Annotated in this window: 24 protein-coding genes and 1 riboswitch; of the genes, 17 read left to right on the forward strand and 7 right to left on the reverse strand. The window is 66.5% G+C overall.

Annotated features, from left to right (window positions below; all coding sequences use genetic code 11):
• Nucleotides 1–9 precede the first annotated feature (9 nt).
• Nucleotides 10–918, reverse strand: a complete 909-nt coding sequence (locus CUREI_RS04470; protein WP_038610916.1) for a DUF808 domain-containing protein — start codon at nucleotides 916–918, stop codon at nucleotides 10–12.
• Between the two features lie 113 nt (nucleotides 919–1,031).
• Between CUREI_RS04470 and CUREI_RS04475 the strand changes: the two genes are divergently transcribed.
• The 5 genes from CUREI_RS04475 to CUREI_RS04495 all read left to right on the forward strand — a co-directional run bounded on the left by CUREI_RS04475 (nucleotide 1,032) and on the right by CUREI_RS04495 (nucleotide 5,924).
• Nucleotides 1,032–2,579 (forward strand): dipeptide ABC transporter ATP-binding protein, encoded by a 1,548-nt coding sequence (locus tag CUREI_RS04475; protein ID WP_084768177.1) that lies wholly within the window; start codon nucleotides 1,032–1,034, stop codon nucleotides 2,577–2,579.
• A gap of 91 nt (nucleotides 2,580–2,670) precedes the next feature.
• A riboswitch (TPP riboswitch) is annotated at nucleotides 2,671–2,776 on the forward strand.
• Nucleotides 2,767–3,360: an ECF transporter S component gene (locus CUREI_RS04480; RefSeq protein ID WP_069202885.1), complete on the forward strand. Its 594-nt coding sequence runs from the start codon at nucleotides 2,767–2,769 to the stop codon at nucleotides 3,358–3,360. It overlaps the preceding riboswitch by 10 nt.
• Complete coding sequence (locus CUREI_RS04485; RefSeq protein WP_038610921.1) at nucleotides 3,361–4,689, forward strand: ABC transporter ATP-binding protein; 1,329 nt, start codon at nucleotides 3,361–3,363, stop codon at nucleotides 4,687–4,689.
• A 3-nt stretch (nucleotides 4,690–4,692) separates the two neighbouring features.
• A complete protein-coding gene (locus tag CUREI_RS04490; RefSeq protein WP_038610924.1) occupies nucleotides 4,693–5,454 on the forward strand; it encodes an energy-coupling factor transporter transmembrane component T family protein in 762 nt (253 codons plus the stop codon).
• Nucleotides 5,451–5,924: a nucleoside/nucleotide kinase family protein gene (locus tag CUREI_RS04495; protein ID WP_038610927.1), complete on the forward strand. Its 474-nt coding sequence runs from the start codon at nucleotides 5,451–5,453 to the stop codon at nucleotides 5,922–5,924. Before CUREI_RS04490 ends, CUREI_RS04495 begins: the two co-directional genes overlap by 4 nt.
• Here CUREI_RS04495 and CUREI_RS04500 read toward each other — a convergent pair.
• Together CUREI_RS04500 and CUREI_RS04505 are read right to left on the reverse strand one after the other, a co-directional pair.
• Nucleotides 5,905–6,444, reverse strand: coding sequence for a DUF402 domain-containing protein (locus tag CUREI_RS04500; RefSeq protein ID WP_038610930.1), 540 nt, complete (start codon nucleotides 6,442–6,444; stop codon nucleotides 5,905–5,907). The genes CUREI_RS04495 and CUREI_RS04500 overlap by 20 nt on opposite strands.
• A 2-nt stretch (nucleotides 6,445–6,446) precedes the next feature.
• On the reverse strand, nucleotides 6,447–7,115 hold the full coding sequence (locus CUREI_RS04505; RefSeq protein WP_038610933.1) for an Rv1157c family protein: 669 nt from the start codon (nucleotides 7,113–7,115) through the stop codon (nucleotides 6,447–6,449).
• Between the two features lie 170 nt (nucleotides 7,116–7,285).
• Between CUREI_RS04505 and typA the strand changes: the two genes are divergently transcribed.
• The 8 genes from typA to CUREI_RS04545 all read left to right on the forward strand — a co-directional run bounded on the left by typA (nucleotide 7,286) and on the right by CUREI_RS04545 (nucleotide 15,295).
• Nucleotides 7,286–9,202 (forward strand): translational GTPase TypA, encoded by a 1,917-nt coding sequence (gene typA, locus CUREI_RS04510; protein WP_038610936.1) that lies wholly within the window; start codon nucleotides 7,286–7,288, stop codon nucleotides 9,200–9,202.
• A gap of 11 nt (nucleotides 9,203–9,213) precedes the next feature.
• Nucleotides 9,214–10,857, forward strand: a complete 1,644-nt coding sequence (locus CUREI_RS04515; protein ID WP_051952202.1) for an ABC transporter family substrate-binding protein — start codon at nucleotides 9,214–9,216, stop codon at nucleotides 10,855–10,857.
• On the forward strand, nucleotides 10,854–11,726 hold the full coding sequence (gene mshB, locus CUREI_RS04520) for an N-acetyl-1-D-myo-inositol-2-amino-2-deoxy-alpha-D-glucopyranoside deacetylase (RefSeq protein WP_038610942.1): 873 nt from the start codon (nucleotides 10,854–10,856) through the stop codon (nucleotides 11,724–11,726). The genes CUREI_RS04515 and mshB overlap by 4 nt, the downstream gene beginning before the upstream one ends.
• Nucleotides 11,723–12,046 carry a hypothetical protein gene (locus CUREI_RS04525; RefSeq protein ID WP_038610945.1) on the forward strand — a complete coding sequence of 108 codons (324 nt, stop codon included), beginning with the start codon at nucleotides 11,723–11,725 and terminating at the stop codon, nucleotides 12,044–12,046. The genes mshB and CUREI_RS04525 overlap by 4 nt, the downstream gene beginning before the upstream one ends.
• A 12-nt stretch (nucleotides 12,047–12,058) precedes the next feature.
• Nucleotides 12,059–12,382, forward strand: a complete 324-nt coding sequence (gene fdxA, locus CUREI_RS04530; protein WP_038610948.1) for a ferredoxin — start codon at nucleotides 12,059–12,061, stop codon at nucleotides 12,380–12,382.
• Between the two features lie 4 nt (nucleotides 12,383–12,386).
• Entirely contained in the window at nucleotides 12,387–13,487 is a 1,101-nt protein-coding gene (gene dapC, locus CUREI_RS04535) for a succinyldiaminopimelate transaminase (protein WP_038610951.1), read from the forward strand.
• A 66-nt stretch (nucleotides 13,488–13,553) separates the two neighbouring features.
• The gene (locus tag CUREI_RS04540; RefSeq protein WP_051952390.1) at nucleotides 13,554–14,123 is read left to right on the forward strand and encodes a GtrA family protein; all 570 of its coding nucleotides are present in this window, start codon (nucleotides 13,554–13,556) and stop codon (nucleotides 14,121–14,123) included.
• A gap of 89 nt (nucleotides 14,124–14,212) precedes the next feature.
• Nucleotides 14,213–15,295 carry an HNH endonuclease signature motif containing protein gene (locus tag CUREI_RS04545; RefSeq protein ID WP_038610954.1) on the forward strand — a complete coding sequence of 361 codons (1,083 nt, stop codon included), beginning with the start codon at nucleotides 14,213–14,215 and terminating at the stop codon, nucleotides 15,293–15,295.
• On the opposite strand, the gene CUREI_RS11585 is transcribed toward CUREI_RS04545, so the two are convergent.
• Genes CUREI_RS11585 through CUREI_RS04570 form a run of 4 tightly spaced genes read right to left on the reverse strand, consistent with a single transcriptional unit; the run spans nucleotide 15,244 to nucleotide 19,500 of the window.
• Nucleotides 15,244–15,789, reverse strand: coding sequence for a GNAT family N-acetyltransferase (locus tag CUREI_RS11585; RefSeq protein WP_051952203.1), 546 nt, complete (start codon nucleotides 15,787–15,789; stop codon nucleotides 15,244–15,246). The genes CUREI_RS04545 and CUREI_RS11585 overlap by 52 nt on opposite strands.
• Nucleotides 15,779–16,753: a 2,3,4,5-tetrahydropyridine-2,6-dicarboxylate N-succinyltransferase gene (gene dapD / locus CUREI_RS04560; RefSeq protein ID WP_038610957.1), complete on the reverse strand. Its 975-nt coding sequence runs from the start codon at nucleotides 16,751–16,753 to the stop codon at nucleotides 15,779–15,781. Before dapD ends, CUREI_RS11585 begins: the two co-directional genes overlap by 11 nt.
• Nucleotides 16,754–16,758: 5 nt before the next feature.
• The gene (locus CUREI_RS04565) at nucleotides 16,759–18,123 is read right to left on the reverse strand and encodes an amino acid permease (RefSeq protein WP_038610961.1); all 1,365 of its coding nucleotides are present in this window, start codon (nucleotides 18,121–18,123) and stop codon (nucleotides 16,759–16,761) included.
• Complete coding sequence (locus CUREI_RS04570) at nucleotides 18,124–19,500, reverse strand: amino acid permease (protein WP_051952204.1); 1,377 nt, start codon at nucleotides 19,498–19,500, stop codon at nucleotides 18,124–18,126.
• 116 nt (nucleotides 19,501–19,616) lie between these two features.
• Here CUREI_RS04570 and dapE point away from each other — a divergent pair, with 116 nt between their 5' ends.
• The 4 genes from dapE to CUREI_RS04590 are packed head-to-tail and all read left to right on the forward strand — an operon-like array spanning nucleotide 19,617 to nucleotide 23,057.
• Nucleotides 19,617–20,708 (forward strand): succinyl-diaminopimelate desuccinylase, encoded by a 1,092-nt coding sequence (dapE, locus tag CUREI_RS04575; protein ID WP_038610964.1) that lies wholly within the window; start codon nucleotides 19,617–19,619, stop codon nucleotides 20,706–20,708.
• A 6-nt stretch (nucleotides 20,709–20,714) separates the two neighbouring features.
• Nucleotides 20,715–21,500, forward strand: coding sequence for an LOG family protein (locus CUREI_RS04580; protein WP_038610966.1), 786 nt, complete (start codon nucleotides 20,715–20,717; stop codon nucleotides 21,498–21,500).
• Nucleotides 21,493–22,344 (forward strand): dihydropteroate synthase, encoded by an 852-nt coding sequence (folP, locus tag CUREI_RS04585; RefSeq protein ID WP_236627262.1) that lies wholly within the window; start codon nucleotides 21,493–21,495, stop codon nucleotides 22,342–22,344. The genes CUREI_RS04580 and folP overlap by 8 nt, the downstream gene beginning before the upstream one ends.
• A complete protein-coding gene (locus CUREI_RS04590) occupies nucleotides 22,341–23,057 on the forward strand; it encodes a glucosyl-3-phosphoglycerate synthase (RefSeq protein WP_038610972.1) in 717 nt (238 codons plus the stop codon). The genes folP and CUREI_RS04590 overlap by 4 nt, the downstream gene beginning before the upstream one ends.
• Nucleotides 23,058–23,061 lie beyond the last annotated feature (4 nt).

The raw sequence follows: 23,061 nt of genomic DNA on the forward strand, positions 1-23,061 counted from the left end.
AAGCAGCTGCTAACGCAGCTTCTTCACCAGCTGCACTACGCCGAGGACGATGAAGCCCACGATCAGCCCCACAATCATGGAGATTCCCGTCTCCACCATCCAGCCGAGCGCGCCGCCACTGACGGCCTCCTGGCCCTTGGCGATAATCTCGTGCGGCCAGTGCCAGCCCACGACCTCGTCCAGGCCCCTCACGATGAGGTGGCCGCCGACCCACAGCATGGCGATGGTGCCGATGACGCCGATGGCGCTGAGCACGTGAGGCATCGCCTTCACCAGGCCCCGGCCCAACTTCGGCGCGTTGCCGCGCTCGATCATGCCGCGGCCAATGTCGTCGATCTTCACCAGCAGCGCCACGGCGCCGTACACCGCGACGGTGAGGAAGATGCCCACCGCGATCAGCACTACCGCCTCCATCCAGACGGGCTGGTCTTTGACCTCGTCCAAGGAGATGACCATGATCTCCGTGGACAAGATGAGGTCGGTGCGGATCGCGCTGTTGACCAGGTTGTCCTCGTCCTGCTCGGACTTGTTCGCAGCCTGTTCCGCTTGCTCGTCGCTATCCGAGGACAGCTTGTGCACGATCTTCTCCGCGCCCTCAAAGACGAGGTAGGCGCCGCCCAGCATGAGGATCGGGGTCAACGCCCACGGCGCAAACGCGTTAAGCAGCAGTGCGATGGGGAGGATGAAGACGAGCTTGTTGCGCAGCGACCCTTTGGTGATGCGCCAGATCATCGGCAATTCGCGCGACGGGGTAACGCCTGAGACGTACTGCGGCGTCACCGCAGCGTCGTCGATGACCACGCCGGCGGCCTTTGTTGAGGTCTTTGCGGTCATGCCGGCGATGTCGTCGACGCTCGCGGCGGCTTGGCGGGCGATGAGGGCGACGTCGTCGAGCAGCGCGAGTAGGCCACCGGCCATGTGTTCTCCTCGTGGGTTTGAGACAAGAGTAACTCAGTTAGTATACGGAACTCGCCGGATGCGTCTTGCCCAGGCGGAGTGAGGGTTGCCTAACCTTTGCTAGGGTCGATCGCATGCGGACATCTCAGGCCACCGTGACAACGACCCGCCCTGAGCGTTACGGCAAGCAGCTCGCCTCCCACTTCAGCAAAAAGGTTGAGGCACAGTGGAGCGATGTCGACCGCGAGGGGGCCATCAACTTCCCGGCGCACGACGGGATCGAGGGCGCCCGGTGCACCCTCACTGCCGGAGAGGGCGTGCTGCACATGCGTATCGACGGCACCAGCGACGCCGTCGAGCGATGTGAGCAGGTGGAGGAGTCGCTCAAGGCGAACAACATCGTGGACGGCTCCGAACGTCACCAGCGCGTCATCGAACTCCTCGAGCACGCCGGCTTGCCGGACGCGGAGCGCCGCGCGACCCAGTTCCCGCACGAGTTCTCCGGCGGCATGCGCCAACGCGCGCTCATCGCCATGGGCCTGGCTGCCAACCCCGAGCTGCTCATTGCCGACGAGCCGACCTCGGCGCTTGACGTGACCGTGCAAAAGCGCATCCTTGACCACCTTGAGACGCTCACGCAGGAGTCGCAGACTGCGCTGCTGTTCATCACACACGACCTCGGCCTGGCCGCCGAGCGCGCCGACCACCTGCTGGTCATGCACCGCGGTCGCGTGGTCGAGCGTGGCTCGAGCCTGGACATTCTGCGCAACCCGAAGCACCCGTACACCCGCAGGCTTGTCGACGCCGCACCGTCGCTCGCCGCCGCCCGCACCCAGGCCGCCTCCATCGGCGAAGGCGCGAAGGCGGTGGAGACCAAACCCGAGGACGTAGTCATCCGCGTGGACAATTTGGTAAAGGAGTTCGATGTCCGCGGCCAGAAGGCGGACAAGAAGGTGTTGCGCGCCGTAGACGAGGTGTCCTTCGACCTGCGCCGCGGCACCACACTCGCGCTCGTCGGCGAGTCCGGCTCCGGTAAGTCCACCGTGGCCAATATGGCGCTGAACCTGCTCGAGCCGACCAGCGGCACCGTGTACTTCGAGGGCCAGGACATCTCGAAGTTGAGCCGCAATGAGCTCTTCAACATCCGCCGCAAGATGCAGGTGGTGTTCCAGAACCCGTACGGCTCGCTCGACCCGATGTTTTCCATCTACCGCTGCATCGAGGAGCCGCTGCGCCTGCACAAGGTGGGCAACCGGAAGCAGCGCGAGGCCCGCGTGGCGGAGCTGCTGGACAAGGTGCAGATGCCGCGCTCCGCGATGCGCCGATACCCCAACGAGCTCTCCGGCGGTCAGCGCCAGCGCATCGCGATCGCACGCGCGATGGCGCTTGAACCGGAGGTCATTGTGCTCGACGAGGCGGTCTCGGCCCTCGACGTGCTCGTGCAGGATCAGATTCTCACCCTGCTCAAGCAGCTCCAGGCGGAGATGGACCTGTCGTACCTGTTCATCACCCACGACCTCGCAGTGGTGCGCGAGACCGCCGACGACATCGTGGTCATGCGCCAGGGCAAGGTGGTGGAGCAGGGCCCCGCGGACGCGATCTTCGACACCCCGCAGGAGGAGTACACCCGCAACCTGATCGATTCCGTGCCGGGCTTAAACATCGAGTTGGGCCAAGGCTAAAAGCGGTTTGCTTATCGACGACGCCACGCAGCCGGCCTGCGAACGTCGTCGATAAGCATGTCTGGGCCATGTTATAGCATCGCCGGAGAACTGAACACTGCACGGGAGCTGCGTTGCAGCTGAGATGCCGGTTGACGGCGAACCGTAGAACCTGATCCGGGTAATGCCGGCGCGAGGAAGGAAGATTATGACGAAGAACTATTCGTGGCGTGTGATCGACATTGTCACCGCCGCTGTGTTGGGTGTGGCCTGCGGCCTGCTGTTTTGGGTGTGGAACAGCATCGGCTACGCGGGGTTTAAGGCGCTCGACGCCCTGACCCCGGGCCTGGGTGGTCTGGTCACCGGTATCTGGTTTACTGGCGGTGTGCTCGGTGGTCTGATCATCCGCAAGCCGGGTGCCGCGGTGTTCGTCGAGGTTGTTGCCGCATCCGTTTCCGCGGTACTTGGCAGCCAGTGGGGCATTGAGACGCTCTACTCGGGTCTGGCCCAGGGCTTCGGCGCTGAGCTGATCTTCCTGATCTTTGCCTACCGTCGCTTTGGCCTGTCCACGGCGGTGCTCTCCGGTATCGGCGCCGGTGTCGGCGCGTTCATCCTGGAGCTGTTCCTGACGCCGAACCTGGCGATGAGCCTGCAGTTCAACCTCATCTACCTGGCCTGCCTGATCGTCTCCGGCGCGATGCTTGCCGGCGTGTTCTCGTACTACTTGGTCAAGGCGCTGGCGAAGACCGGTGCGCTGGACCGCTTCGGCGCAGGCCGCGAGCGCTTCGACCAGGCTGCGTAGATGGCCCCGGTCATCCGCGCCCGCGGGCTGACCTATCAGCACGCGACGCGCCCTGATCCGGCGTTTTCCGGCGTCAACCTCGATGTCGAGCGCGGCGAGCGCATCCTGATCACCGGCGATTCCGGCTCCGGAAAATCGACGCTGCTCGCGGTGATCGCGCGGCTTATCGACGACTCCGAGGACGGCAGCCGCGCCGGCACCCTGGACGTCGACGGGACCGTCGGGATGGTGCTGCAGGATCCCGAGGCACAGACCATTTTGTCCCGCGTGGGCGACGATGTCGCTTTCGGCGCGGAGAACTTCGGCGTGCCCCGCGACGAGATTTGGCGCCGTGTCGAGGTAGCGCTGGACGATGTCGGCCTCGACGTGCCACTCGACCACCGCACCGCGCACCTATCCGGCGGGCAGAAGCAGCGCCTCGCCCTTGCCGGGGTCCTTGCGATGGGCTCGGACATTTTGGTGCTCGACGAGCCGACCGCCAACCTGGATCCGCACGGCCGCGACGAGGTGATTAACGCCGTCGATCGAGTGTGCAAGCGCACCGGGGCCACACTGATCGTGGTCGAGCATCGCCCGAAGCACTGGGCGCACGTAGTGGACACCTACTATCGCCTGGACCGCGACGGACTGCGCCGCATCACCGCCGAGGAGCTTCCGGACGCACCGCCGCTTCCGCCCGCAAAAGACGTCCCGGCCGGCGCGCGCGGCGCAGTGGCCACGAATAATCTGCTCACGCGTTTCGGCCCGCCGCGCACGGTTCGCGCACCGGAGGGCCACTCGACCGTGATCACCGGCGAGAACGGCTCCGGCAAAACCACGCTCGTGCAGGTGCTCGCGGGTCTGACACCGCCGGAGCGCGGCGTGGTGGAGTACTCCGAAACGATCCGCCAGGGGTTGACCAAGCCGTCGATTGACTGGTCGTCGAAGCACCTGGCCAGCCGCATCGGCTACGTGTTTCAGGAGCCGGAGCACCAGTTCGTCACCGCCACCGTGCGCGAGGAGATGGCACTGTCCGGTGCGCCGCAGGAGCGTATCGACGACCTCCTGCACCGCCTCCGCCTCGACCACCTGGTCACCGCGAACCCGTTCACGCTCTCCGGCGGGGAAAAGCGCCGCCTGTCGGTGGCTACCGCTTTGGTCAACGCCCCGCAATTGCTCATCCTGGACGAGCCGACGTTCGGCCAGGACGACCGCACCTTCGTGGAACTTGTCGGCCTGATCCGGGAACTGACGGACAACGGCGTCACGGTCATCTCGATCACCCACGACGAGGCGTTCATCGCCTCACTCGGCGACCACACCGAGCACATCACGGCGGGGGAGAGCTAGCCCATGAACCTGTTGGTCAACATCAACCCCGTCACGCGCATCCTCGGCCTGGCGCTGCTGACCACGCCGCTGATGTTCACCATCGACTGGGTCTCCGCCACGTTCGTCCTCGTCTTCACCGTTGTGATGGTGCCGCTTTGCGGTTTGAGTTACGGCCGTTTTTTCAAACGGGCACTGCCGATCCTCATCGTCGCGCCACTGGCAGGCATTCCGATGGCGCTCTACGGACAAGCGGGCGGCGAGACTTACTTCGAGTGGGGGCTCGTCCACGTCACCGAGTTGTCGGTCTCGCTCGCGTGGGCCGTCATCCTGCGTGTGTTGGCAATCGCGCTGCCTGTGGTGTTGCTGTCCGCTGACGTGGACCCCACCGACCTTGGCGACGGTTTGTCACAGGTGCTGCACTTGCCGGAGCGCTTTGTCATCGGCGCGGTGGCAGCCCTTCGCATGCTCACGCTGCTTCGCGACGACCTCGACGCCATGCGCCGTTCCCGCCGCGCCAGAGGCATCGCCGACCAGGGCAAGATCAAGTATTGGTTCTCCTTGTCGTTCGGGCTGCTGGTGATGTCGCTGCGCCGCGCCGGCAAACTCGCCACCGCGATGGAGGCCCGCGCCTTCGGCGGGCCGACCAAGCGATCCTGGGCGCGCGAGTCCAAACTGCACGCCCGCGACTGGATCGTCATGGCGGTCTGCCTCGGTACCGCGCTTGTCGCCCTCGGTGTCGCGTGGCTTACCGGCGACCTGCGCCCGGTGTGGTCGGTGAGATGACCTACACGCTGCTTATCGACGGTGCCTCCGGTTCCGGTAAGACCACTCTCGCCAGGCAGATTGGCCAGGCGCTGGGCATTCGCGTGGTGCATCTCGACGACTTTTACCCCGGCTGGTACGGACTGGCAGAAGGCGCTGCGATGGTGGCGCGCGACGTGCTGCACCCGGTGCAGCCCGGGTATTGGCGCTGGGACTGGTACCGCCACCGCCGCGCCGAGTGGGTGCCGCTTGAACCAGGGAAGGACCTCGTGGTGGAGGGGGTTGGGGCGGTCACGGAGTCGTCGATACGCGCTGCCCGAATGCTCGGGGACGTGAACACCATTTGGGTGAGCGCGGACGAGCACACGAGAAAAGCCCGGGCCCTCGCACGGGATCCGGGCTACGTCCTGTGGTGGCAGATGTGGGCGCGGCAGGAGGCGACGCTAGAGAAAATGCCAGTAGATGTGGAGGTTATGCGTCGGCCGGGGTGAGTTCGACCTCGTCGGCCCATGTGAGCTCGATGCCCTGGGCGCGCAGCCACTCCATGGCGTCGTCGCCGTGGCGCGTGATGCCGTCGACGGCGGTGAGCGTGACGTCGATAGCCTTCTCTGCGTCTTCGGCGGTAATGAGACCCGCGGACGTTGCGGCCGCGAGCTCGTCGATGTCCAGCACATCAATGGCGTTGCCGGTCAAGCTGACCAAGTCCACGTACAGGTCGCGGGTGCGCCACACGTCACCGTCGATGTCAATGTCCGCGACGTCGAAGTAGAAGTCATGCTCGTACCCGGCGCCTTCGCGCCAGTGGAAGATGTTGGCGCGCAGGCCAAGCTCCGGCAGCAGCCAGCTCTCCAGGTACCCGAACTCCGGGTGGTTCGCACCCCGCGCCATGTACAGGCCGAAATCAGTGACCTTGAACGTGTCCACCTCGCGCAGGAACCCCTTCGGGTCGGTGTTTGTGCGCGCGGCGGTGTCGAAGGTTTCCTGTTTTGCAGGGTGGAGATCGGCGGCCATGGTTACCTCACGTCAATGGATGCTGCGGTCGGTGCGAAGGGGCACACGTTGTCTACAGTTCGCACGCTGCCGTGCGCAACTGCCAGGACTTGCCCGGATCCCGTGTCCGCGGTGGCGGACAGGGTGGCTGGTCCCGCGGGGTTTATCCCGTAGTTGCCCAGTGGCGTTACGCCGGTGCGCAGCGAGGTCAGGTTGACCCAGTACACCTGCATCTGACCCTGCTCCTGCGCCGCTGCGGGAGTGCCCAGCGCGGTGAAGACGAACGTCGTTTGGCCCGGGCCCGCGCCGGGGGCGGGCGAGGCCGCGGGTCCCGGCACCGCGATGGCGGAGGCGGTGGAGTGCAGTCCCTGCCCAATGCAGTTGCCGGAGACGGTCGGCCAGTAGAACTGGGTGAATTGTGGCGCGTCGGCGGGTAACGCTGGGCCGCCAAGCTCGCCGGCGCCGGCGAAGAACTGCACAGCGGTGCGGAGGGTGTTGCCGACTTCCGCCGGCACGTACGGCTGGTCCGCGAAAGCGTTGACGCGCGCGACGGTTTCGGGCGTCGGGCGGCCAAGGGGGTCGAGGAACGGCTGCGCGCTGGCTGGCTGCTTAGCGACGCCTCCGGCCACCACCAAACCGGCCGCGCAGAGCGCCGCGGCCACGGAACGGACGAGGGAACGGTTCTTGTTCACTTGCGCCACATTAGTCACATGCGCACCAACTTCAAGCGGAGCTGGCAAATTGCTGCACCAATAGCGTGCGCGAAATCGGCCTTGGTAACAGGGTGGCGGGTAGTGCGGTCGGTGAGGAGCGGGGGTATCGTTTAGGCGTTATTTCCGCCAACCCTTAAAGGATCTATCGAGTGTCGCACCCTGAATTTCGCAACGTAGCTATCGTCGCCCACGTCGACCACGGTAAAACCACCCTGGTCAACGCCATGCTGGAGCAGTCCGGCGTGTTCGGCGACCACGGCGAGCACGGCGACCGTGTGATGGACTCCGGCGAGCTCGAGTCCGAGCGCGGCATCACCATTCTGGCCAAGAACACCGCCATCCGCCGCGCCGGCAAGGGCAAGGACGGCTCTGATCTGGTCATCAACGTCATCGATACCCCGGGGCACGCCGATTTCGGCGGCGAGGTCGAGCGCGGCCTGTCCATGGTTGACGGTGTCGTGCTGCTTATCGACGCATCCGAAGGTCCGCTGCCGCAAACCCGCTTCGTCCTGGGCAAGGCCCTCGAGGCGAAGAAGCCGGTGATCATCTGCGTAAATAAGACCGACCGTCCGGACGCCCGCATCGACGAGGTGGTCGAGGAGGCCCAAGACCTGCTGCTGGAGCTCGGCGCTGGCCTCGAAGACCCGGAGGCCGCTGAGGCTGCTGAGAACCTGCTCGAACTGCCGGTGCTGTACACCTCCGGCCGCGCGGGCCGCGCCTCCCTGGAGAACCCGGGCAACGGCGAGCTGCCGGCCAACGAGGACCTGCAGCCGCTGTTCGACGTCATCTACGACGTGCTGCCGGAGCCGTCCGCAGACGTGGACGCCCCGTTCCAGGCGCAGGTGACCAACCTCGACTCATCTTCCTTCCTGGGCCGCATCGCGCTCATTCGCGTGTACAAGGGCACGGTGAAGAAGGGCCAGACCGTGGCGTGGGTCCACTACGACGCTGACGGCAACCAGCAGGTCAAGAACGTGAAGGTGGCCGAGCTGCTGGTCACCGAGGGCCTGGACCGCGTTCCCGCGCAGGGCGATGTGGTTGCGGGCGACATTGCGGCGATCTCGGGTGTCGAGGACATCATGATCGGCGACACCCTGTGCGACCCGGAGCACGTGGAGCCACTGCCGCGCATCAAGGTCGACGACCCGGCCATTTCCATGACTATCGGCGTGAACACCTCGCCGATGGCCGGCCGGAACGGCGGCGACAAGCTCACCGCGCGCATGGTCAAGGCCCGACTGGAACAGGAGCTCATCGGTAACGTCTCAATCAAGGTGCTGCCGACCGACCGTCCGGACGCCTGGGAGGTGCAGGGACGTGGCGAGATGGCGCTCACCGTGCTCATCGAGACGATGCGTCGCGAAGGCTTTGAGCTCACCGTGGGCAAGCCCCAGGTGGTGACCAAGGAGGTCGACGGCAAGACCTACGAGCCGTACGACCACATGATCATCGACGTGCCCGCGGAGCACCAGGGCGCGGTCACGCAGCTGATGGCTAATCGCAAGGGCCAGATGACCTCGATGTCCAACGCGGGTTCCGGCGACTGGGTCCGCATGGAGTTCGACGTGCCGTCCCGCGGCCTGATCGGCTTCCGCACCACCTTCCTCACGGAAACCCGCGGCGCCGGCATTGCCAACTCTTACTCCATCGAGCACCGCCCGTGGGCCGGCGAGATCAAGGGCCGTCCGACCGGTTCTCTCGTGGCCGACCGCTCCGGCCAGGTCACCGCGTACGCACTGCAGCAGCTCGCTGACCGCGGCGACTTCTTCGTTGAGCCGGGCGCGGAAACCTACGAAGGCATGGTCGTCGGCGCGAACTCCCGTGACGAGGACATGGACGTGAACATCACCAAAGAAAAGAAGCTCACCAACATGCGTTCCGCCACCGCGGACGCCACCGTGACGCTGCAGAAGGCGCGCACCCTCTCCTTGGACGAGGCCATCGAGTTCTGCGACGACGACGAGTGCGTCGAGGTCGCGCCCGAGGCAATGCGTGTGCGCAAGATCATCCTCAACGCCACCGAACGCGGCCGCGCCCGCTCCCGCGCGAAGCAGAAGAACAGCTAGCCTGTTCCTTCATGCACCTGAGTAGAACGCGCCGCCCAGCCACCCGAGCTGTGGCGGCGCTTTCCGTGCTCGGCCTCCTCGCGTCCTGCGCCGCGAATCCGGGTCCGCCGCCGTTGGTTGAGGCGGAACAGGAGACGACCACGACCGCGCGGGAAACCGACGCGCCTGCGGAGGAGCCGACACCGGCGGAGCCTGCGAGCAGGCCACAGGCGGAGGTGGCCGTGGACCCGGTGCGGGCGGGCTTCAACCCGCACCTTGCAAGCGACGAGTCCGCGGTGGTGCACGGCATCGCAGATCTCACCTTGCCCAGCGCCTTTGGGCCCGACGGCACCATGGACACGAACTTGCTTGTCGGCGCCTCTGTTCTGGCGACCTCGCCAGCCGCCTTCACCGTGCGCTACATCATCACCCCCGACGCGCAGTGGTCCGACGGTACCCCTATCACGGGCGCCGACTTCGCCTACCTGTGGCGGGGCATGACCCGCACCCCGGGCGTGGTTGACCCGGCCGTCTACCGCGCGGTCGCGGACGTCCGCGTCAGCGGCCCCGGCGGCAAGGTCGTGGATGTGGACTTCGCGCAGCCCGTGGGGGACTGGCGGGTGCTGTTCGACCACCTTTTACCGTCCCACCTCCTCAACGCGGATGCCGCCGACTTCGCCGTCGCGCTGCGCAACACCGTCCCGGCCTCCGCCGGCCGCTACCTGGTGCGCGAAGTCGACCGCGCGCACGGCACGGTGACGCTCAACCGCAACGACCGGTTCTGGGGGCCGGATCCAGCGCCGATTGACATTCTCACCCTCGCCGCCGCGCGCGAGACCACCCAAGTCGCAGACCAGCTGCGCAGTGGCCAGCTCGCGTTTGTGGATATGGCGCCACAGGACACCACCAAAGACGTCCTGGGTTTAATTCCGGGTGCGCAACTGCGCGCATTCCCCGGCGGCCGCACACTCGGCGTGACCCTTTCCACCACCAGCGGTGTGAGCTCTCAAGCGCGCGCCGAGGTGCGTTCGCTTCTCGACGTCCCCCTGCTGGCCCACATCGCCGCCTCCCGCACCACCGACGTGGATGCCGCGGCGCCGACCACCTCCGGATCACTCGCGCTGCTTCACCAGCTCGCCGCCCAGGGCAAAGTGCTGCGTGTCGCTGCGGACGCCGCCGACCCGGCTGCCTCGGCGGCGGCGCGGTCCATGGTGGACGTCCTCAACAATGCGGGGGTGCCCGCAAAGACGGTGGCGAAGGACCTTGGCTCTATCGCAGGCCAGGGGCTTCCGTCGGGCGAGGTCGACATGGTCGTGCACTGGCGAGCCCAACAGGGCGGGCGAGCGGCGCTAGCGAGCCGGATCGCGTGCCCGCCGGGTACCGGCCGCGCTGGCAACCTCTCCGGGTACTGCACGCCGGGCGGGGACGAGCTCGCGGCCCGTATCCTCGGCGGCGATCTCGAACTGGCGGCCGCCACCGAGCGCGTTGCAGAGCTGGAAGACCGTGAGGTGCTCTGGGTCCCCCTGCTGCACGAAACCCGCCTCGCCGCCACCGCCGGCGGGATCACTGCCCAGGGCACCGCGGCGGGGGAGTGGCCCGGAGGGTTGTCCTCTGCAGCCGCGTGGAAACTGGCCGATACAGTGGGTCGGCGTACATCAATCCAGGAGGTTCCATGACCGCACGAGATCTGGCCGGCTACCGCGTTGTGGCCGTGCACGCCCACCCCGACGACGAGGCCATCACCACCGGTGGTGCCATCGCCGCCCTCACCGCCCGTGGCGCGGATGTGCTCGTGGTGACCTGCACTCTCGGCGAGGAGGGCGAAGTCATCGGCGAGCCGTACCAGCGCCTGGTGGCGGACCAGGCCGACCAGCTCGGTGGCTTCCGCATCCAAGAGCTGCAGCGCTCGCTGCGGGCCATGGGCGCGCGCGGCACGTTCCTCGGCGGCGCCGGGTGTTTCCGGGATTCGGGCATGGAGGGCTCCCCAGCGAGCAGGAATCCCTGGGCGTTTGTGAATTCGGGCGAAGCTGCCGTCGAGAAGCTCGCGGCGATCTTTGCTGCGGAGCGGCCCCACCTCGTGCTCACGTACGGCCCCGATGGCGGTTACGGTCACCCGGACCACATCCGCGCCCACGAGATCACGCACGCCGCGGCCCAGCGCGTGGAGGTCCCCCGCATCCTCTGGGCGGTGCGGCTGGCGGAGGAAACCGCAGCGCTTATGCCGACCGAGGCGCCCGCAGGCTGGCGCCTGCCGGAAGACGGCGAGCTCGACGGCGTGGGCTCGTCCGACCTGCGCGTTGAGTTGGACGACGCCGCCTACAGCGCCAAGGTCGAAGCGATGCGCGCCCACGCCACCCAGCTGTGGATCGCGGACGGGCGCACCACCGACGTCAACCCGCACGCTGCGCTCGCGTCGGGCCCCGTGGTGTACTACGCGCTTTCCAACCTCATCGTGCAGCCGATCCAGCGTGTCGAGCACTACCAGTTGGGCGCGGGACTCCCGTTTGACGACGCAGCTTCGCCCCTCGCCGGCATCGCGCGATGACCGAGCCCGTCGTGCGCGACGACTTCACGCGCCGCGAAGCAATCGCCGGCCTGGTGTGGCTGAGCATCGGCGCGCTGGTGTCGCTGGTGCTCGAGGCCGTCTACCTCAACTGGCTGTGGGTCGTCGCGGCGCTGTTGTTCAACGCTGTCGTGACCAAAACCGCGCGCTTGTGGTCGTCGAAGTGGGCCCTGCTCCCGCTCGCGGTATGGCTAGCCGGGTTTTTCGTTTCATTGGCGCTGCTCCCGCCGACCGGCTGGTCGCTGGCGTTATTGCTCGCCGGGGTAGTGGGTGGCGTTTGGCCTCTCATTCGCTCAAAGTGACATACTGTTGCCATGACTTACGTGATTGCTCAACCGTGCGTCGACGTCAAGGACCGCGGCTGCGTTGAAGAGTGCCCCGTTGACTGCATCTACGAGGGCAAGCGCATGCTTTACATCCACCCCGACGAGTGCGTCGACTGCGGCGCCTGCGAACCGGCATGCCCGGTCGAGGCCATCTTCTACGAGGACGACCTCCCCGACGAGTGGAGCGAGTACTACGACGCCAACGTCGGCTTCTTCGACGAGCTCGGCTCCCCGGGCGGCGCCGCCAAGACCGGCCCGCAGGACTACGACCACCCGTTCGTGGCCGCCCTGCCGCCGCAGAACCAGGACTAGGCCGTTGGCTCGCACCCCGCTTGGATCACACCTGCCGGACTTTCCCTGGGACACCATCGCGGATGTGCGCGAGCGTGCAGCATCACACGAGGGAGGGTTGATTGACCTTTCCGTCGGCGGGCCGGTGGACCCGGTGGCGCCGTCTATCCAACTCGCGCTCTCCGAAGCCGCCGCTGCGCCCGGCTACCCGCAAACCGCCGGCACCCCGGAGTTGCGCAGGACTATTGTGGGCGCTCTCGAGCGCCGCTTCGGCATCCCCAGGCTGAACGAGAAGTCGGTGCTGCCGGTCATCGGCTTGAAAGAGGCCGTGGCGTGGCTTCCCACGTTGCTCGGCCTGCGCGGCGACACGGTTGTTATTCCGGAGGTCGCGTACCCCACCTACGAGGTCGGTGCACTCATGGCCGATTGCACGGTCGTGCGGTGTGACAACCCGTCTGAAGCCCCGCGCGACGCCGCGCTGGTGTTTGTGAACTCGCCGTCTAACCCGACCGGGGGAGTGCTCTCGGTAGAGCAAATGCGGGAGTGGGTTGCGTTCGCACGCGAGACCGGCGCGATCATCGCCTCCGACGAGTGCTACCTCTACCTTGGCTGGTCTGCCGAGCCGGTGTCCATCTTGCATCCGTCCGTCACTGACGGCGACAACACAGGTCTGCTTGCGCTGCACTCGCTGTCCAAGACCTCCAACCTGGCGTCGTACCGCGCCGGCACTATCTCCGGCGACGAGGCGCTGGTGCAGGAGCTGCTGGAGGTGCGTAAGCACGCTGGCCTCATCGTGCCCGGGCCTATCCAGGCCGCTATGGTCGCAGCCCTCGGCGACGACCTGCACGAAAAGATGCAGCGTTCCGTCTACGCTCAGCGCCGGCTGACGCTGCTGCAGGCGCTGCCGGAGGCGGGCTTCACGGTCGACGACTCTGATGCCGGGTTGTACCTGTGGTGCCGTCGAGAAGCGATGAGCTCCCGCGAGACACTCGATTGGTTGGCGGAGCGCGGCATTCTGGCTGCCCCCGGAGACTTCTACGGCCCCGCAGGGGCACACCACGTGCGTATCTCGCTCACGGCAACCGACGAGCGCATCGCAGAAGCCGCGGCGCGCCTGGTTTCTTAACCGCCCGCCCACGGGACTACACTTACGAAAGTTTTGCGTAGTTTTCCAAGGAGGTCGCCTGTGGCGCTGGACCAACACGTCGCGCCGGTTCCGGCGCCAACTGGCGGTAGCACCGCGGTGCGGTTTGCAACGGGGCTGCGGCAGTTCGTGCGCTTCGGCATTGTCGGCGGCTCCGGTGTACTTGTGAACTTCGTGGTGTTCTACCTCGCCAACAAGGGGCTGGAAAACGGCCTGGGCCTCCACGCCAACGACGTGGTTGCGCAGCTCGGCTCCACCCGGTGGAACGTGCGGTGGTACCACGTCCTGTCAACGCTCGCGTTCCTGCTGGCGAATACGTGGAACTACCAGCTCAACCGCTCGTGGACTTTTCGTGGCGTGCACGGGCGCTCATGGCTGCGCGGGTTCTTCCCCTTCCTCGCCACGGGCGCGCTCGCGTTCGCCGTGTCGCTGACGTGTATGACCTTGCTGATGAACCCGACGACCCCCATCGGCCTGCCGGACAGCGTCTTCGACGATTCAAGCGGCCTGCGCACCAAATCGTACTGGGCCCAGGCGATTTCGACGTTCATTGCGATGCCCGTGAACTTCATCATCAACAAATTCTGGGCTTTCGGAAAACCTAAAACCGTAATCTAGCTGCGATTTGTGGAATTTTCTGGCGGAGTTATCCACATTTCCGCCTAGGGTCTTTTCTTGGTGCGTCCGCCACTCTAGCGTCTTCAGGCATGACGCCATTCCAAAAATTCCTTGACACGCAGCCCTCAATCGGCGTGCTTGTCGGCTTTGACAAACGCGCCGCCATCGCCGCCGGTGTGATCCCGAACGTCGCCACAAAGTGGGCCGCGTTGCACGCGGTGTACTACGGCGCGACTAGGTGGGCGAAGCAGCAGCGGCTGAGTTTGCAAGCGGCCCAAGAGTTCCCCCTGAGTCAGCTGGTGTACATCGAAGACCGGCTGAAACTGATCCCTAACGAGGCGGAACGTTGGCGCGTGCGCCGGAAGTTACTTGAGGCCGCATCCACCCATCAGGCGCTCAAAGCGAAGGCAGATCGTCTCATTCTGAAACCCGCGCGGACGAAGCCGAAGCTGCAAGTTACGGTGGGCAGGTCGGTGCACGGGACGCGGACGATGCGCGTCACCGCTGATGAACACGACATCGCGGACATCGAGCACTATCTGCGCGACGGGCTCGACCCTTCGAAGCCTCCGGGGCCGCAAATGCTGCGCAGGTTCTTGGATCTTATCCGGGGCAGCGGCGGCGGGGTGCCCCGCGGTGTTCGTCGACCGATTGTGGTGGTGGGGCTCGATCAGCATGTGAAGATTCTCCGCGGCGAGGGGGACGATGTGATCCTCGGTCTCACCGACGGCACGACCATTAGCGGCGCCGAGTATCTGGCAATGCAGCCCGGGTTTGAGGAGGTTGCCCTCTTCCACCCGTCGGAGGGTGCAGTGAATCTGTACCGCGGATCGCGCTACGCGAACGACAAGCAGCGGGATTTGGCGCGAATGACGCTGACCGTGTGCCCGTGGCCAGGATGCCGCCACGGTTCGGACGATTGCGAGATCCACCACATACAAGCGTGGTCCCAGGGCGGGGAGACGAATATGTCCAACTTGGCGCCGGTCTGCCACTACCACAACCAGATCAACCACGATATACCCGCGCACGCCAACACCCGCGGGAGCGTGCGACGGGTTGGTGGCACCCCGATGTGGGTTTCGCCGCACGGGTGGCGGGTGCCCAACAGTTACCACCCTTACGGCGCGATGTCCGTTCTCTTCGGGGCGTCTTCGGCAAGCAGGACGTAGCGGACTAGTTCGTCCACGTAGCCCCTTTGGCGCGCGGGCTCAGGCAGAAAGCCGTCGTACGTGTAGCCGGCTTTGCGCGCCACGCTGCGGGACGCCACGTTTCCTTCGGCCACGTGGATCTCCAGGCGAGGCGCGCCGTCGGCAACCGCCCGCTGTGTGACCAAACGGACCGCCCGAAGCGTCAGGCCCCGGCCCCTGGCCCACGGGGCGGTGTTATAACCCAAAACACCACCAGGGCGCAGCTCGATATTGCCCGCGTATCGCCCGTCCACCACGTAGGCCCACCGAGCAACGCCCGGCGCTGGAACGCCGAGGAACTCATCGGCGTGCGCTGCGGTGTATGGGTGAGGCACGGTGGTCCACCGCACCATCCCGGGGTCGTTCCTGGCTGCAACGAGGTCGTCACGCACCCCCGGCAGTGACATGACGTGCCGCCAGGGGAGCAGTGTCAAATCCCCGTCGACAAGCTTTTGACCATCGAGGTCAGTTGGCATGCAGGGCCTCGTTGAGCTCAATGCCCTTTGCGGGTACGGCTTCAACGGCCCCGGATACGGAGTTACGGCGGAATTGCAGGCCGTTAGCACCGGAAAGCTCCAGTGCCTTCACGGTGCTGCCGGCTTCTTTGCCCAGGGCCTCGGCTACCGGCGCGGTGAGCACGACCTTGGTGCCGGCGGTGACGTAGAGGCCGGCTTCGACGATGCAGTCGTCGCCAAGCGAAATGCCCACGCCTGCGTTGGCACCGAGCAGGCAGCGCTCGCCGAGCGAGATGACTTCCTTGCCGCCGCCGGAGAGGGTGCCCATGATGGAAGCGCCGCCACCGATGTCGGTGCCGTCGCCCACGACGACACCAGCGGAGATGCGGCCCTCAACCATCGAGGCCCCGAGCGTGCCGGCGTTGAAGTTCACAAACCCCTCGTGCATGACCGTCGTGCCCTCGGCCAGGTGCGCGCCGAGGCGGATGCGGTCCGCGTCGCCGATGCGTACGCCGGACGGCACCACGTAGTCCACCATGCGCGGGAATTTGTCCACGGAGAACACCACAACCGGGCCCTTGGCAGCCAAACGGCCACGGGTGAGCTGGAAATCGGTGACGGCGCACGGGCCGTAGTTGGTCCACACCACGTTCGACAGCAGGCCAAAGACGCCGTCCATGTTGGCGCCGTGCGGGCGGATCAGCCGGTGCGACAGCAAGTGCAGACGCAGGTAAACGTCGTAGGCATCCACCGCCGGTTCAGCCAGATCCGCGATGGTGGTCTCCACGGCCACGCGCGCTACGCCTCGGGCTTCGTCCGGGCCAACCAGGTCAGCGAAGCGAGCGTCCGCTTCCTCCAAACGGCGGGTCCCAGTCTCTCCCGTGGCCTCGTCGATCTTCGGTGCCGGGTACCAAACGTCGAGGACGGTGCCGTCGTGGGTGATGGTGGCTACGCCACGTGCATATGCAGAGGTAGGAGAAGTCATGCAGCTCACCTTACGGCACCCCTGGTGCGGGTGAGCAACGACAGGGCCACAAGTGCCAGGGAGAGAATAGTGACGCTTATGACCTGGGAGCGCGAAGCATCGTCGAAAAGCATGAGCACGGTCAACCCGAGCAGTGCCGCGAGTGTCACCCACGGCACCCACGACGCGCCGCGCACGCGCACGGCGGAGGAGCGGATGCGCGGGTGGAGCCTGATGAAACTCAGCGTGATCATGATCCAGGTGACAATGAGGCACCCGCCGGTGGCGGACATGATGAAGTCGATCATCCCGGGCGGGTTCCACCACTGCAAGCCGACGGCCACGAACGCGAAGAAGACGGACACCAGCACCGAGTTGCGCGGCACGCCCGCGGCGTTGGTTGCCGCCATCCAGCGCGGGGCGTCGCCCTCGAGCGCCTGCTGGTAGCCCAGGCGGGAGGTGCCGTAGATCTGCGCGTTGAACGCGGACAGCAGTGCGAGGACGATCACCACCTCCATGAAGCCGGCCGCCCCGGGGATGTTGGCCATCTCCAACACGGCGGTGAACGGGGAGTCAGCGGCGGAATCGGCTCCGTCGATGGCTGCGTACGGCAGCAGCAGGATGATCACGGCCACGGATCCGATGTAGAACAACGCGATGCGCCAGATGATCGAGTTCACGGCCCGCTTGACGTTATCTGCAGGGTTTTCGGACTCCGCGGCGGCGATGGTGACCACCTCAATGCCGCCGAACGCGAACGCCACGGCCAGAAGTCCCGCCGCAATGCCGCTGATGCCGTTGGGGGCGAACCCGGATTCTCGGACGTTGCCGAAGCCGACGAAGCCGCTGGCGGGCAGCACGCCGAGCCACAGCAGGGCGCCGATAATCAAGAACGCCAGGATGACGGCGATCTTGATCATGGCGAACCAGTACTCGAACTCGCCGAAGCCCTTCACCTGCGCGAGGTTCACGGCGGTGAGCACCGCCACCACGATCAGCCCGGGCACCCATTGCGGCACGCCGAACCACCCGGCCATCATCGCGGACGCGCCCGTGAGCTCGGCGCCGCACGCCATGATGAGCAAAAACCAGTAGATCCAGCCGAGCAAGAACCCGGCCCAGTGGCCGAACGCCATGCGCCCGTAGGTGGCGAACGAGCCCGAGGAGGGGTGGGCGGCCGCCATCTCGCCGAGCATGCGCATCACCGCGATGACGATCAGCCCTGCGATTACGTACGCGATGAGGATCGCGGGCCCGGCCGCGCGGATGCCCACGCCGACGCCGAGGAACAGCCCGGCCCCGACCGCGGTACCCAGCCCCATGAGGGTGAGGTGGCGCGATTGCAGGCCTGAGCCCAAATCGCCTTCGCTAATCGACGTTCCTTCGGCCATTTACCGTTCCCTCTTCCCATGTACTGCGCTTGCCAGCGCGATAACGCCGACGACGACCGCGACGGCCAGCATTTGGAAGCGGCCGTCCGGGTCTGCAAGCATGAGCGCGATCACGCCAGCGGACAGCGCGATCATGACCCACGGCAGGACGGTCGGTGCCCACATGCGCACCTCGGTGATCTCGCCCGTGGCCACGAGCGTGGGGTGGATGCGCACGAACGACAGCGCGACGACGATCCACAGCACGATCAGGCAGCCGCCGACCGCGTTAAGCAGGAAGGCGAGCAGGCCCGGCGGGTTCCAGTACTGCAGTGCTACTGCAGCAAACCCGAAGACGACCGAGACGATGACGGCGCGCACGGGCACGCCGCGGGTGTCGGTGCGCGCGAACGAGGCAGGTGCGTCGCCGCGAACCGCGAGGTTTTGCAAGAAGCGCGACGAGCCGTAGATCTGCGTGTTGCACGCCGACAGCAGCGCCACAACGATGACGGCCTCCATAATTCCTACAGCGCCGGGGATGTTGGCCATTTCCAGCACGGCGGTAAATGGCGAATCCGCCGCGGAGTCCGCCCCGCCGATTTGGTCGAACGGCAGCAGCAGCACAATCAGCAGCACGGACCCGATGTAGAACACCGAGATGCGCCAAATGATGGAGCGGATGGCGGAGTGCACGCCAGCCTGCGGGTCTTCCGACTCCGCGGCGGCGACGGTGACGAGCTCGATGCCGCCGAACGCGAACGCCACTGCGAGAAGCGCGGTGGCTACGCCGGACCAGCCGTTGGGCATGAACCCCACCTCGCTGACGTTGCTCAAGCCCACGAATCCGCCCGCGGGTAACAACCCGAGCCACAGCGCCACGCCGATGATGAGGAACGCGACGATGACGGCGACTTTGATCAGCGCGAACCAAAACTCGAACTCCCCGAAATTCTTCACCGCGGAGAAGTTGATCACGGTAAACACCACGATCGCGGCCAGTGCGGGGATCCAGGGCGAGATACCGAACCACGTGGCCACAATGGCGGAGGCGCCGGTGATTTCCACGGCCATGATCATGATCATCATGAACCAGTACAGCCAGCCGATGGTGAACCCCGCCCACGGGCCGAACGCCTGGGCGGCGTAGGTGGAAAACGTGCCCGAGGAGGGGCGCGCGGCGACCATCTCGGCGAGCATCTGCATGAAGCAGACGGTGATGAACCCGGCGATGACGTACGCGATCAGCACCGCAGGCCCAGCGGCGGCGATGCCCACGCCGGTGCCCAGAAACAGACCGGCGCCGATGGCGGAGCCGAGGCCCATCATGGTGAGGTGGCGCGTCTTCAGCCCGCGCGCGAGCGCGTTGGAGTCCGCGACAGGGGAAACAGGTGTCGACATGGGAGATACCTTAAACTCCGCGGATTGGGCTCTGGTCTTTATATGCCGGTCTGTATGTGTGGTTGCGGATGGCGCACCGCCGACACACGCGGATGCGGCGAACGTAGGATCGCGGTGTGACTACGTTAGATCTTTTCGCTGACCCAGTTGACCTCACCGCGGCGCTCGTGGATATCGAGTCGCCCTCGCACCATGAGGAGGCGATCGCGGACGCCATCGAGCAGGCCTTGCGCGGCCTCGAGCACGCGCAGGTGGAGCGCTTCGGCAACACCGTGGTCGCGCGCACGAACTTCGGGCTGGGTAGCAGGGTGGTCCTCGCAGGGCACATCGACACGGTGCCGCTCGCGGACAACACGCCCCATCGGCTCGTCGATGGGATCCTCCACGGCTGCGGTTCCGTGGACATGAAGTCCGGCATGGCCTGCTACCTGAACGCGTTTGCGCGTCTGGCGGCCCCGGGCAAGTCCGCGCACGATCTGACCGTCATCGCGTACGAGGGCGAGGAGGTAGCGCAGGAGCACAACGGCCTGTTCCACCTGGAGCGCGATCACCCGGAGCTGCTCGAGGGCGACATCGCGCTCCTCGGCGAGCCGTCCGGCGCGATCATCGAGGCCGGTTGCCAGGGCTCCATCCGCGTCTTCGTCGACGCGCACGGCACCCGCGCTCACTCCGCGCGCAGCTGGCTCGGCCACAACGCCGCGCACGACCTCGCCGGCGTGCTCACCCGCATCGCCGCGTATGAGCCGCGCAGCGTCGTCATTGACGGCTGCGAGTACCGCGAGGGGCTCAACGTGGTCGGCATGGAGGGATTCGTGGCCACGAACACCATCCCGGACCACGCGCGGTTGATCGTCAACTTCCGCTACGCCCCGGACCGCTCCGTGGACGAGGCGAAGGCGCATTTGGAGGAAGCGCTGCAGCTTGACGACGAGCTGACGCTGACCTACGACGACATCTCCCCAGCCGCGCTGCCAGGCTTGGGCGACCCGGTGGCTGCCGGGCTGGTGCAGGCGGTGGGCGGGCAGTTCCGCGCCAAGTTCGGATGGACGGACGTGGCGCGCTTTTCTAGCCTGGGTGTGCCCGCGGTCAATTTTGGCCCCGGCGACCCCGGCTTCGCCCACAAGAAGGACGAGCAGTGCCCGGTGGACCAGATCACGCAGGTCTCCGAGCAGCTGATGTCGTACCTGAGCGCCAACGAAAGCGAGTAGTTCCACATGGCCCCGCTGAACATCCCCCGCCCGGACCGCGACCGCAAGCTGCGCGGCCCAATCGCCTTGCGCGGTGAGGACCGTCAAACCTCCACGCACGACCAGCGCTTGCTCGAGTCCGCCGGCCACGCCGACGGGCAGTGGAAGCACGAGGACCCGTGGCGCGTGATGCGCATCCAGTCCGAGTTCGTCGCCGGCTTTGACGCCCTGTCCGACCTGCCGAAGGCTGTCACCGTCTTCGGCTCGGCGCGGCTGGGGGAGGGCACCCCGGAGTACGAGCAGGCCCACGAGGTCGGCCGCGCGTTGGCGGATGCCGGCTACGCCGTGATCACCGGTGGCGGGCCAGGCCTCATGGAGGGGCCGAACCGGGGCGCTCACAACGCCGGCGGCCTGTCGGTGGGTTTGGGCATCGAGCTGCCCTTCGAGCAGGGCCTCAACGACTGGGTGGATCTGGGCCTGAACTTCCGTTACTTCTTTGCCCGCAAGACCATGTTTTTGAAGTACTCGCAGGCATTTATCGCGCTGCCTGGCGGATTCGGCACGCTAGACGAGGTCTTCGAGGTGCTGTGCATGGTGCAGACCGGCAAGGTGACCAATTTCCCGATCGTGCTCATCGGCACCGAGTTCTGGTCGGGTCTAACGGCGTGGATCGAAGACCAGTTGCTCGCCCGCGGTCTGATCACGCCCGGCGACGAGAAGCTGTACCTGGTCACGGACTCCGTAGAGGAGGCCGTGGCCCACATCGTGGACGCCCACAGCGAGATGACGGACCAGCGCCTCAACAATGAGTAGGCCGCTGGCTCAGGTCATGGCGATTGTCAACCGCACGCCTGACTCGTTCTACGACAAGGGCGCCACGTTCGCTGCGGAGAAGGCGCTCGAGCGCATCGACGCCGCCGTGGCCGCTGGCGCCACCATCATCGACATCGGTGGTGTGAAGGCGGGACCTGGCGACGACGTGTCCGTCGCCGCCGAGATCGAACGCGTCGTGCCCACGATCGAGCTGGCCCGCCAACGCCACCCGGGCGTGACCATCAGCGTGGACACCTGGCGGGCGCCGGTGGCCGAGGCGGCGATCAACGCGGGCGCCGACTTGGTCAACGACACGTGGGCCGGCTTCGACCCGGAACTCGTGGAGGTGGCCGGCGCGCACGGCGTGGGCTACGTCTGTTCGCACACCGGCGGAGTGACACCGCGCACCCGCCCGCATCGGGTGCATTACGACGACGTGGTGGCCGACGTCATCGCAGAGACCACCGCGCTGGCTGAGCGGGCTGTGCACCTGGGCGTGCCAGAGGAGAAAATTTTCATCGACCCGACCCACGACTTTGGCAAGAACACCTACCACGGCCTGGAGCTGCTGCGCCGTGTGGACGAGCTGGTGGCCACCGGCTGGCCGGTGCTGATGGCGCTGTCCAACAAGGACTTCGTGGGCGAGACCGTCAACCGCGGCATCGGCGGCTCGGACGTCGCCGAGCGTGTCCCCGGCACCCTCGCGGCCACCGCCTGGGCCGCGGCGCACGGAGTGGCCGCCTTCCGCGTCCACGAGGTGGAGGCCACCCTGGACGTGATCCGCATGACGGCCGCGATCGCAGGCGACATGGCGCCGCTGTACACCGTCCGGGGGCTCGCGTGAGTGTCAGCGTGGTGATCCCGGCGCTCAACGAGCAGGACACCGTGGCCAGGGTCGTCGAGGCATGTCTGCTGTCGTGCGCCGACGAGGTGCTTGTCGTCGACCCGGACTCCACCGACGCCACCGCCGAGCGCGCCGCCGCAGCCGGTGCGCGGGTGGTGCCGTGGCGCGAGGTGGACCCGCGAGAACCGTGGGACGGCAAGGGCGAAGCGCTGTGGCGCGGCGTGAAGGCGGCCAGCGGCGACGTCGTCGTGTTCATCGACGCGGATGTGACATCGCTCGAGCCGTGGTGGGTCGACGCGCTCGCGGCACCGTTTCGCGATGGCACCGTCCACCTGGTCAAAGCCGCCTACGAGCGCGCCCACGCCGGCGGCCGCGTCACCGAGCTCACCGCGAAACCGCTGCTGCGGGCCTTGTTCCCCGAGCTCGCGCACATCCGCCAACCCCTCGCGGGCGAATACGCCATCCGCCGCTCCACCGCACTACGAATGCCGTTTGTCGCGGGCTACGGGGTAGAGGCGGGACTGCTTATCGACGTCGCGTCCGCGCACACCCCCGCCGCCATCGCCCAGGCCGAACTGAGCCCTCGCGAGCACCGGAACCGGCCGCTCGCGCAACTGGGCCCGATGGCGGACGTGGTGGCGCGCACCATCCTCGCGCGCGCCGGGGTGGGCGACGCCGAGGTTCGCGAGCGCCCTGCCTGGGTCGACGGTTAAACTG

It is taken from the genome of Corynebacterium ureicelerivorans (assembly GCF_000747315.1).
Taxonomy (GTDB): Bacteria; Actinomycetota; Actinomycetes; order Mycobacteriales; family Mycobacteriaceae; genus Corynebacterium; species Corynebacterium mucifaciens.

Coding starts and splice junctions, on each gene's coding strand:
- fdxA (WP_038610948.1), top strand. CDS start 12,059: ATGACTTACGTGATTGCTCAACCGTGCGTCGACGTCAAGGACCGCGGC.
- CUREI_RS04525 (WP_038610945.1), top strand. CDS start 11,723: ATGACCGAGCCCGTCGTGCGCGACGACTTCACGCGCCGCGAAGCAATC.
- CUREI_RS04545 (WP_038610954.1), top strand. CDS start 14,213: ATGACGCCATTCCAAAAATTCCTTGACACGCAGCCCTCAATCGGCGTG.
- CUREI_RS04485 (WP_038610921.1), top strand. CDS start 3,361: ATGGCCCCGGTCATCCGCGCCCGCGGGCTGACCTATCAGCACGCGACG.
- CUREI_RS04580 (WP_038610966.1), top strand. CDS start 20,715: ATGGCCCCGCTGAACATCCCCCGCCCGGACCGCGACCGCAAGCTGCGC.
- CUREI_RS04475 (WP_084768177.1), top strand. CDS start 1,032: ATGCGGACATCTCAGGCCACCGTGACAACGACCCGCCCTGAGCGTTAC.
- CUREI_RS04515 (WP_051952202.1), top strand. CDS start 9,214: ATGCACCTGAGTAGAACGCGCCGCCCAGCCACCCGAGCTGTGGCGGCG.
- CUREI_RS11585 (WP_051952203.1), bottom strand. CDS start 15,789: ATGCCAACTGACCTCGATGGTCAAAAGCTTGTCGACGGGGATTTGACA.
- CUREI_RS04490 (WP_038610924.1), top strand. CDS start 4,693: ATGAACCTGTTGGTCAACATCAACCCCGTCACGCGCATCCTCGGCCTG.
- CUREI_RS04470 (WP_038610916.1), bottom strand. CDS start 918: ATGGCCGGTGGCCTACTCGCGCTGCTCGACGACGTCGCCCTCATCGCC.
- mshB (WP_038610942.1), top strand. CDS start 10,854: ATGACCGCACGAGATCTGGCCGGCTACCGCGTTGTGGCCGTGCACGCC.
- CUREI_RS04500 (WP_038610930.1), bottom strand. CDS start 6,444: ATGGCCGCCGATCTCCACCCTGCAAAACAGGAAACCTTCGACACCGCC.
- CUREI_RS04495 (WP_038610927.1), top strand. CDS start 5,451: ATGACCTACACGCTGCTTATCGACGGTGCCTCCGGTTCCGGTAAGACC.
- folP (WP_236627262.1), top strand. CDS start 21,493: ATGAGTAGGCCGCTGGCTCAGGTCATGGCGATTGTCAACCGCACGCCT.
- CUREI_RS04570 (WP_051952204.1), bottom strand. CDS start 19,500: ATGTCGACACCTGTTTCCCCTGTCGCGGACTCCAACGCGCTCGCGCGC.
- dapD (WP_038610957.1), bottom strand. CDS start 16,753: ATGACTTCTCCTACCTCTGCATATGCACGTGGCGTAGCCACCATCACC.
- CUREI_RS04480 (WP_069202885.1), top strand. CDS start 2,767: ATGACGAAGAACTATTCGTGGCGTGTGATCGACATTGTCACCGCCGCT.
- CUREI_RS04565 (WP_038610961.1), bottom strand. CDS start 18,123: ATGGCCGAAGGAACGTCGATTAGCGAAGGCGATTTGGGCTCAGGCCTG.